Genomic DNA, 7,260 nt, shown 5'->3' with positions numbered 1-7,260 from the left:
TCTTCCCATGATCAACGTGACCAATCGTACCAATATTAACATGCGGTTTTGTTCGTTCAAACTTGCTCTTCGCCATTGCTATTAATCTCTTGTTTTATTCCCTATTTTTGTTAGCATCTAGGGACAGTTCTGCAAAAATAAGTCTGACCAGACTGTATACAGCCCAATCACCACAACTCTTAGACGTAAAATCCCACCCAATCTATAAATGGAATATTTTCCATCATACCTATTTGCCCAATCATCAACAATCATTTGGAGCGGGTAGCGGGAATCGAACCCGCATATTCAGCTTGGAAGGCTGCTGCTCTACCATTGAGCTATACCCGCATGACCCATGTACTAACTCTCCTTCGATGAATGGTGGAGGGGGTTGGATTCGAACCAACGTAGCATACGCAACGGATTTACAGTCCGCCCCCTTTAACCACTCGGGCACCCCTCCATTACACCGATAAAGTCGCGCAATGAGACATCACGACAACCATCTTGAACACCCATTCAATTCAATCTGATTGCGAAGTGGTTATGACGATTACTATTGTATCTGTCAACAGAATAAATACAATTCTGTACAAATTTCCTGCTCATAATTTTAAATTATAGATTTTTTCTCTCTATTTTTCTTATTAACACGCTATAAAGAAGCTATGAAAGAAAAAATATCACAAAATTCTCATTATGCTCGTTTACGTCGCCGATATCGCGACACAAAAGGCTCTCCTTCTCGATCTTTTACACACCCAAAGAAGAAAACTGCTTCTTTACAGCAAGGAATCATCCATCTTTATGGCATTCATTCTGTTCAGGCTGCTTTAGAAAACCCAAAAAGAATTTTAAAATGTCTTTATGTTACACAAAATGCCTTAAAACGATTAAATATATCCGAATCAGATTATCCTTGCTCTGTTACATTATGCACCCCCAAATATCTTGATTCGCTTGTTGGAAGTGAGGCTGTTCATCAAGGTATTGTTTTGGAAACTCTCCCCCTCAAACCATGCAAACTGTCGGAACTGACCAATACTGATCTGGTCATTGTCATGGATCAAATTACCGATCCACATAATGTTGGCGCTATTATGCGCTCTGCAGTTGCATTGAAAGCTAAAGCACTTATTACAACTTGCCGTCACTCTCCCCACGAAAGCGGAGTTCTCGCAAAAGCTGCATCAGGAGCTCTGGAGATGATTCATTATATTACCGTACGAAACCTCGCTGAAGCTCTTCAAGAACTTCATCAAACAGGTTTTACGAGCTTTGGTCTCGATTCAGAAGGTGACCAACCTCTAGAAACAGCATTAACAGGAAATAAAATTGCTCTTGTTTTAGGAGCAGAAGGTAAAGGCTTGCGTAAAAAAACACGTGAAACCGTTTGCGCTCTAGCACGCCTTGATATGCCAGGAAATATTAAATCATTAAATGTTTCAAACGCAGCAACAATAGCACTTTATGTAGCGCATAAATATATTAGATTCTAATTTTTAATTTTTTTGTGAAACATCAAAAAAACCAACCAACAAAAAACCCGCAAAAAAACCGCCAATATGAGCTTCCCATGCTATTGAGATACCGTTTTCTTCAAACAGAATGGAAGAAATACCTATGATAAAGTCAGCTATCAGCCACATACTCATATAAACAAGCACCCCCTTGGAACGTAGAGCTTTTTTGATGGACAATAAATGCCCCCCAAATTCTTTAACACCTAAATAGCGGCTGGGCAAACCGTAACGTACAATAGCACCCATCATTCCAGATACTGCACCTGATGCCCCAACAAGTGATATGGTACTTTCTTGATGAAATGTAAAATAAGTCAAAACAGAAATAACTGCCGTTAACACCCAAAAAATTAAAAAACGTAAAACACCAAAATGCCTTGCTAAAGGAGAGCCGAAAACCAAAAGCCAAACCATATTAAGAGCAACATGTTTAAAACTACTATGCATAAATGAATAACTCACCATGGTATAACAAAATGCTACAGGATCCCTCTTAAACAATGCTGGTATAAATGAAAAAAACTCAAGGCTTTCAACATAAACCTGATGAGAAAAAAAATACTGAGAAATGCAATAAAGACAAAAACAAAATGCTATTAACACAACTATAATAAATGGAACATTCAATAAAGGTTCTTTAGGTTGTTTCGGCAATCGGGAAACATCATTATGCTGGTGACTAGAAACTTTCATTGTATAAAATCTCGTATTTTTCAGAAAATGGGTTATTCTTTATACAAAATAAATACACCACTCCCAGTGATGCAGAATCCTTTTAACGCCTCTTCGAAGCCCCTTTTTAAATTTTCAATAGCTCTATATGAAAACACCTGTATTTTATACAAAAGATTAAAAAAAGCATGGATATCAAGAATATGATTTACAAACTTAGTGGTATCCTGCTTACTTAAATGCGAAGTTATTATACAATATACAATAACTTACGAATAGATAAACTCACTTATGAGTGTGGTATATAATAAAAATACATAAACATTGTTTTCTTACTAGAAATATATTGATCATTGCATTTTTTAATCAAGCTATACTTCGACTGATAAACTTTAAATAATCTTAAATCTCAATTTTTCCATTAATATGGCTTGCATTGCTTCTACTCTTTGAATGAAAAACAACATCTCTATGAGAAAAAAACGACCAACACAGCGTTCTCTAAATATACTAATTGATGTTTCATAATGAATTACTTACTTAATAGTCTGTTTTCCTCATAAATGCAAAAGCGTCAGTTCATCTCTTTAACAAATATAAACAAGCCTTTCATTTCAACCTTTAACAGATATAATGCAAGAACTGTCTCCTATGAAACACTGAAAAAATATGTTTATTCTAATGATGCATCTTTGAATTTAAACAATTCATGACAGAAATTTTTATTCCTTTCTTAGACGGTCTTATCTACGCATCCGCCACTTATAACGCGCAAGAGAATAGTTCGGATTAATTCAATATAAAAAAAATTTAAATGAGGCAATCATAGGAATTTTAACCTCCTATTAAGTTGCAAAATAACAAAAACCATTATAAATCAATGTATTATAAATAGATAACACACTAATCATTGAAGAGGAAGATCTTGAGAATTCTGCTTGCAATCCTTTAACCACACATCATAAATAGGATGCTCAACAGCATTCAACCCAGGACTATCTGCAAACATCCATCCTGTAAAAATACGTCGTATTTTTTTATCTAATGTCACTTCATTGACTTCGACAAAACCAGTTGTACGCGTTGGCTCATCTTTAGAGCTCGTATAACACGCACGTGGAGTTACCTGTAATGCGCCGTACTGATAAATTTTACCAAGAGTAACTTCAAAACGTGTGGTCCGTCCCGTGATTTTGTCAAGACCTGCAAAAACAGCAATTCCATTGCTAATACGCTCAGCCCGCACCCCATTATTTAAGGATAAAAACACTAAAATTCCCATAAAAAAAATATATATAAAATGCCTCACCCCTAACAATAAAAAAAATCTCATCATATCAAAATCAATCGCACCTTAAAAAATAATTCTTTTCATAACATAGAGTCAAATAAGACAAAAATACACACGTACATTAAAATATTTTATTTTTTAGGTGACCACGCATCATAATCTTCATGCACACAAGAACGCTCTCCACTGGAGGTGATAGCCCCCTTTGGTCGATAGCCCTCACTTGTTCCTGTCATATTTGCAACATGAGGCTTTTCCCATTCATAAGGATGATAATCCTCCTGTGTTGGTGGACACTCACAGCGATGATGAATCCAACCGTGCCAACCTGGTGGAATAGTAGAGGCCTCAGAATAGTCTTTATAGATAACCCAACGGTGCGGATAACCATCCTTATGAAGTCCTCCTTCATAATATATATTTCCAAATTGATCTTCCCCTATCCGCTTACCTTTGCGCCATGTAAAAAAACGCGTACCAATGGTATTGCCATTCCACCATGTGAAGATTTGCTTTAAAAAACGAGCCATCTGCTATTCCATTCATTTAGTGCGCTCATGAAATTAATCGTTGGAATAAAATTATTAACGATTGAAATTATCGAAAAAGTTACTCGTAAATTCAACTACAATTCCAATTGATAGGTTAACGTGCTATCCTTTAATTTCGAGAAGATATCATATGTATGGCTTCTGCTCCACCCCATAAAATTTAATCTATGCCAAGTTTCATCTTAACCAATTCATTAACAGCTTGGGGATTTGCCTTACCACCTGTTGCTTTCATTACCTGTCCAACAAACCAACCAGCTAAAGCAGGTTTGTGCTTTGCTTGCGCAACTTTATCAGAATTATTGGCAACGATCTCATCAACAGCTCTTTCAATAGCCTTTGTATCCGTCACCTGCTTCATATTTCGCTCTTCTACAATTTGGCGTGCATCTCCCCCTTCATTCCAAATAATCTCAAAAAGATCTTTGGCAATTTTTCCAGAAATAACTCCTTCTTTTATGAGATCAATAATGCTTCCCAATTGATTTGGCGATACTGGTGACTCTTCAATCTCACGATTATCTTTATTTAAAGCCCCTAAAAGGTCATTAATCACCCAATTGGCAACTATTTTTCCATCACGCCCACGTGCTACTTCTTCAAAATAATCAGCAATAGCCTTTTCTGTCACAAGAATGGAAGCATCATACACTGTCAATCCCATTTCCTTAACAAAACGTGCTTTTATAGCGTCAGGCAATTCTGGTAAGTCTGCTGCCAAAGCATCCACAAATGCTTGATCAAATTCTAATGGTAAAAGATCAGGATCAGGAAAATAACGATAGTCATGCGCTTCTTCCTTTGAGCGCATAGAGCGCGTTTCACCTTTAGCGGCATCAAAAAGTCGAGTCTCTTGATCTATAACGCCTCCATCTTCTAAAATTGCAATCTGACGACGCGCTTCATATTCAATTGCTTGACCAATAAAGCGAATAGAATTAACATTCTTAATTTCACAGCGCGTTCCAAAATCTTCACCAGGACGACGAACAGATACATTGACATCTGCACGCATAGAACCTTCATCCATATTGCCATCGCAAGTGCCCAAATAACGAACAATCGTACGCAATTTTGTCATATAGGCTTTGGCTTCATCTGATGAGCGCATATCAGGTTTGGAAACAATTTCCATAAGAGCAACACCAGAACGATTAAGATCTACAAAAGACATCGTTGGATGTTGATCGTGCATCGATTTTCCAGCATCCTGTTCAAGATGCAACCTCTCAATTCCCACTTCAATATCCTCAAATTGGCCATTCGAATCTGGACCAACAGATATGATAATCTTTCCCTCTCCCACAATGGGATAGCGAAATTGAGAAATCTGATACCCTTGCGGTAAATCTGGATAAAAATAATTTTTGCGATCAAAAACAGATTTTAAATTAATATGCGCCTTTAATCCTAACCCCGTTCGAACCGCTTGACGAACACATTCTTGATTAAGAACAGGCAACATACCTGGCATGGCTGCATCAATAAGCGATACATGATTGTTCGGCTCTGCACCAAATTTGGTTGATGCTCCTGAAAAAAGTTTCGAATTTGATATGATTTGCGCATGAACTTCCATGCCAATGATGACTTCCCAATCACCTGTAACTCCAGAAATAAAACGCTTAGAATCAGGAGTACGCGTATCAATGATGCTCATTGCCAATCCACTACCAATATTTAAAATATACTCATGTATTTAAAATATACTCATGGCTTATTTAAAACCATTCTCTCTGGGCAACCCCAGGATATAAATCTTACAACAAGTCCGATTCTATCGGACTTGTTTTACTTGCGTGAATATTAAGCTTTTTTAGGAGCTTTTTTCTTAGCTGATGTTTTCTCTGCGGACTTTTCCTTCACTGCAGATTTTTTCTTTGCCGGCTTTTCTTCAATGTCCTCTGATTCGTCATATTCTTTCATCAATTCCTCAACTGTCACTTCTTTATCTGTCACTTTTATCTGTGCTAACAAATAATCAATGACCTTTTCTTCAAAAATCGGAGCACGCAGATTTTCAACAGCTTCTGGCGTCTTACGAAAAAAATCCATAATCTCTTTCTCTTGTCCAGGATACTGGCGAACCTGATCAAAAACAGCTGCCTTTAGCTCATCCTCACTAACTTTAACACCAACCTTTACTCCAATTTCAGAAAGCACTAAACCAAGACGAACACGACGTTGTGCAAGAACACGATATTCCTCCCGTGCCTTTTCTTCTGTAACACCTTCATCTTCAAAACTGCGCCCAGCCTTTTTCAAATCATCATTAACCTGAGCCCATATATTGTTAAACTCAACTTCTAAAAGTTCTTCAGGAATCTCAAAATTATAATCAGCATCTAAAGCATCAAGAATTTGACGCTTAACTTTTTGACGCGTCACTGAACCATATTGGTTTTCAATCTGACCACGAACGACCTCACGTAAGCGATCTATAGACTCTAAACCAACTTTTTGTGCCGCTTCATCATCAATTTTTAATTCATCTGGTTTAAAGACAGCTTTGACAGTAATGTCAAACTCTGCTTCCCGTCCCGCCAAATGTGCCGCACTGTAATTATCAGGAAATTTAACAAAAATCGTTTTTACATCCCCAGCTTTCACACCAACCAATTGCTCTTCAAAACCAGGAATAAATTGTTTTGACCCAAGAATCAGTTGTGCATCACTATCTTCCCCACCTTCAAATGGAACGCCTTCAAGCTTACCTTGATAATCTATGGTAATACGATCACCTTCTTCAGAACTCCCCTCTTTTAGGGAATAATTACGCGTAGAAGAAAGGACGCGATTGACTTGATCATCAATATCCTGTTCAGGGACAGTTGCAATTTCACGGATAACTTCAATATGTTCAAAATCCTTAATTTCAATTTTCGGTAAAACTTCATACTTTAAACTAAAAGTAAAATCGGCTTTGCCATCTAGAATTTTTTCATCTTCATCTATGTCAATTTTTGGCTGCATCGCTGCACGTTCATTGCGGTCCGCTAAAATAGAACGTGGCGCATCACTGAGTATCTCATTGAGAATCTCCGCCATAAAAGATTTACCATACATTTTTCGTAAATGCCCACTAGGCACTTTACCAGGACGAAAACCATTAAGCTTAATCTTACCCTTGGTATCATCTAACCGTTCATTCAACTTTTCTTCTAAATCTTTTGCTGGAACCACGATCTTAATTTCGCGCTTCAGTCCTTCATTAAGCGTCTCGGTAACCTGCATTAAACAC

6 protein-coding genes, 2 tRNA genes and 1 pseudogene are annotated in these 7,260 nt (G+C 37.3%); 1 reads left to right on the top strand and 8 read right to left on the bottom strand.

Going from position 1 to position 7,260, the window contains the following annotated elements; genetic code table 11:
- From ACFILW_RS01165 to ACFILW_RS01155, 3 genes and pseudogenes are all read right to left on the bottom strand, one after another.
- Positions 1–76 (bottom strand): annotated as a pseudogene (locus ACFILW_RS01165) (elongation factor Tu); the annotation flags it as partial.
- A 180-nt stretch (positions 77–256) separates the two neighbouring features.
- Positions 257–330 (bottom strand) — tRNA-Gly (locus ACFILW_RS01160).
- Between the two features lie 31 nt (positions 331–361).
- Positions 362–445, bottom strand: a tRNA-Tyr gene (locus ACFILW_RS01155).
- Between the two features lie 205 nt (positions 446–650).
- Between ACFILW_RS01155 and ACFILW_RS01150 the strand changes: the two genes are divergently transcribed.
- On the top strand, positions 651–1,481 hold the full coding sequence (locus ACFILW_RS01150) for a TrmH family RNA methyltransferase (RefSeq protein WP_375684938.1): 831 nt from the start codon (positions 651–653) through the stop codon (positions 1,479–1,481).
- Between the two features lie 3 nt (positions 1,482–1,484).
- Here the strand turns inward: ACFILW_RS01150 and ACFILW_RS01145 are convergent, their stop codons facing one another.
- From ACFILW_RS01145 to tig, 5 genes are all read right to left on the bottom strand, one after another.
- Positions 1,485–2,198: a rhomboid family intramembrane serine protease gene (locus ACFILW_RS01145; protein WP_375622142.1), complete on the bottom strand. Its 714-nt coding sequence runs from the start codon at positions 2,196–2,198 to the stop codon at positions 1,485–1,487.
- An 886-nt stretch (positions 2,199–3,084) separates the two neighbouring features.
- Positions 3,085–3,510 (bottom strand): DUF2155 domain-containing protein, encoded by a 426-nt coding sequence (locus ACFILW_RS01140; RefSeq protein WP_375622327.1) that lies wholly within the window; start codon positions 3,508–3,510, stop codon positions 3,085–3,087.
- Between the two features lie 89 nt (positions 3,511–3,599).
- Positions 3,600–3,998 carry an NADH:ubiquinone oxidoreductase subunit NDUFA12 gene (locus ACFILW_RS01135; protein WP_375622143.1) on the bottom strand — a complete coding sequence of 133 codons (399 nt, stop codon included), beginning with the start codon at positions 3,996–3,998 and terminating at the stop codon, positions 3,600–3,602.
- Between the two features lie 181 nt (positions 3,999–4,179).
- Positions 4,180–5,679 (bottom strand): Asp-tRNA(Asn)/Glu-tRNA(Gln) amidotransferase subunit GatB, encoded by a 1,500-nt coding sequence (gatB, locus tag ACFILW_RS01130; RefSeq protein ID WP_375636307.1) that lies wholly within the window; start codon positions 5,677–5,679, stop codon positions 4,180–4,182.
- A 146-nt stretch (positions 5,680–5,825) separates the two neighbouring features.
- Positions 5,826–7,253 carry a trigger factor gene (tig, locus tag ACFILW_RS01125; RefSeq protein ID WP_375622145.1) on the bottom strand — a complete coding sequence of 476 codons (1,428 nt, stop codon included), beginning with the start codon at positions 7,251–7,253 and terminating at the stop codon, positions 5,826–5,828.
- Positions 7,254–7,260: the final 7 nt, after the last annotated feature.

It is taken from the genome of Bartonella sp. TT110JLCBS (genome assembly GCF_042193405.1).
Lineage (GTDB): Bacteria > Pseudomonadota > Alphaproteobacteria > Rhizobiales > Rhizobiaceae > Bartonella.
The sequence above is the reverse complement of the archived record's forward strand: the minus strand, read 5'-3'. Positions and strand labels throughout refer to the sequence as shown.